Raw genomic sequence first — 2,231 nt, forward strand, 5'->3', positions numbered from 1 at the left:
GGTTTCTTCTAATCCGGCGCGATACCGCGTAACGGCATTCGCTGGCAAGCCAGCTCCTACAAGGATCACGCAGTACCTGTAGGAGCTGGCTTGCCAGCGAAGGCGTCCTCCATCGACCCTTCGGAGTCCCCGATGAAAATCCGTTACAAGGTAAGCCTTGTGGCTGCTGCTGTGCTGTTGGTGACGACCAGCCTCCTGTCGCTGGTTCAAGTGGGGCAGATTCGAACGATTTTGCGTAACCAGGTCGAGGCCAGCATTTCCGAATCGAGCAACGCCGTGGCACGTCAGATCGAAAACTGGCTAAACGGCAAACTTCATCTGATGGACCTGGCCGCCCAGGCGATCGACAGCCAGTACAGTGCGCAAGCGACCCAGAGAATCATTGACTCGCCCATTTTGAAGGATGAATTCAAGCTGGTATTCGGCGCCCTTGAAGCCGACGGAAAACCCATCAAGAACACTGCTTCCTGGAATCCAAAGCCCGATTATGACGGCCGCACCCGCCCTTGGTATGCGACCGCAAAAGCAAGCAGCCAAGCCGTGTTAACCGAACCCTACAAGGATTCCACCACGGGTGAAATCCTGATTTCGGCTGTGGCCCGGATCAGCGATGCGGGTCAACTGCTCGGTGTATTCGGGGGTGACATCCGCCTGACCACGGTGGCCGATGCCATCAACACACTGGATTTCGGCGGCGCCGGTTATGCGTTCCTGCTGAGTAAAAGTGGCAACATCATTTCTCACCCGGACGCCGGGCTGAATGGCAAACCCTACAGCCAGCTTTTCGCCGGTAGCGCCCTGCCGCTGACCACTCAACTTCAAGAAGTCAGCAGCAGTGGCAAGCCGCTTCTGGTGTCGTTCATTCCGCTCACCGATCTCAAGGGCATGGATTGGTACATCGGTGTCGTGCTGGACCAGGATCTCGTCCTGGCCGCCGCCCGTACCCTGAGCTGGCGCGCCGTCATCGGTACGGGCCTGGGCGTGCTGCTCAGCCTTTTGGTTTTGGGACTGCTGGTCAGGCGACTACTCTGGCCGCTGGATCAACTCAAGGCGTCACTGGCAGACATCAATCGCGGAGAGGGCGACCTGACCCGCCAACTGCCGGTGTCCGGCAATGATGAAATTTCTCTGGTCTCCAGGGAGTTCAACCAGTTCCTGCAGAACCTCAAATCGCTGATTGGCGATGTCAAAAACAGCGCACAACACGTCAGCGAAAGCACCACGACAACGTCGTATGAAGCGGATCAGGCAGCCAGTCGCGTACAAACTCAGTTGCAGGAACTGGATCAACTCGCCACCGCCATGACCGAGATGGCCTCGACAGCCGAGGACGTGGCGCGCAATGCCCAAGCCGCTGCCGAGGCGGCAATCGTTGCCACCGGGCAAACCGCAGACGGAGTCGCCCTGGTGTCCAAATCAACGGGGGCGATCAAGCGCTTGGCTCAAGAGATGGACGACACAGGTCTTGCCATCAATGAATTGTCCACCCTCAGCCAAAGCATCGAATCGATTGTGGCGGTCATCACCAGCATCGCCGATCAAACCAACCTGCTCGCGCTCAATGCAGCCATCGAGGCGGCACGTGCCGGCGAATCGGGACGCGGCTTCGCCGTGGTTGCCGATGAGGTGCGCTCCCTGGCCTCGCGTACCCAGCAATCCACTCAGGAAATACGCCAGATGATTGACCAACTGCAGATGGGGGTGAAACACGCCCAGGCACGCATGCAGCAAAGCCGCGACACCGCCAGCAAGACTGCCGGGGATGCCAACGCGGCGAATGAAACCCTCGAGCGCATCCGTGCAGCCATTTACCGCATCAATGACATGAACCTGCAGATTGCCGCTGCCGCTGAGGAACAGAGCGCCACGAGCGAGGAAATCAATCGCAATACGAACAACATCCGCGACATCAGCCTTGAAGTCACCGGCAGTGCCCAGAAGCAGGTCCGTCAGTGTTCAGTGATGGAGGAACAGGTAGGCGAGCAACACAGACTTCTCAGCCGCTTCAGGATTTGAAGTGCGCCAATGAATGACATCTACACAGATCACCAAAACAACTATTCCACCGAGGTAAGAAAGATGAGTGCGGCTTCCCTGTATCCCGTTCGTCCCGAGGTTCTGGCCAACACCCTGACCGACGAGGCGACCTACAAGGCCATGTACCAGCAGTCAGTCGTCAACCCGGACGGCTTCTGGCGCGAGCAAGCCAAGCGCCTCGACTGGATCAAGCC

General features: G+C 58.2%; 2 protein-coding genes and 1 pseudogene. All 3 read left to right on the forward strand.

The genetic code is table 11. The features are described from left to right. Positions 1–132: 132 nt before the first annotated feature. Positions 133–1,158, forward strand: a pseudogene (locus tag ACIO0C_RS31185) (cache domain-containing protein); the annotation flags it as partial. A gap of 114 nt (positions 1,159–1,272) precedes the next feature. Beyond that, positions 1,273–2,016, forward strand: coding sequence for a methyl-accepting chemotaxis protein (locus ACIO0C_RS31190; RefSeq protein WP_401318354.1), 744 nt, complete (start codon positions 1,273–1,275; stop codon positions 2,014–2,016). Positions 2,017–2,079: 63 nt separating this feature from the next. After that, positions 2,080–2,231: acetyl-coenzyme A synthetase N-terminal domain-containing protein (locus ACIO0C_RS31195; protein WP_401318061.1), on the forward strand; the 152-nt coding region annotated here is incomplete at its 3' end.

Origin of the sequence: Pseudomonas sp. NPDC087336 (assembly GCF_044744285.1) — a bacterium.
Taxonomy (GTDB): Bacteria; Pseudomonadota; Gammaproteobacteria; order Pseudomonadales; family Pseudomonadaceae; genus Aquipseudomonas.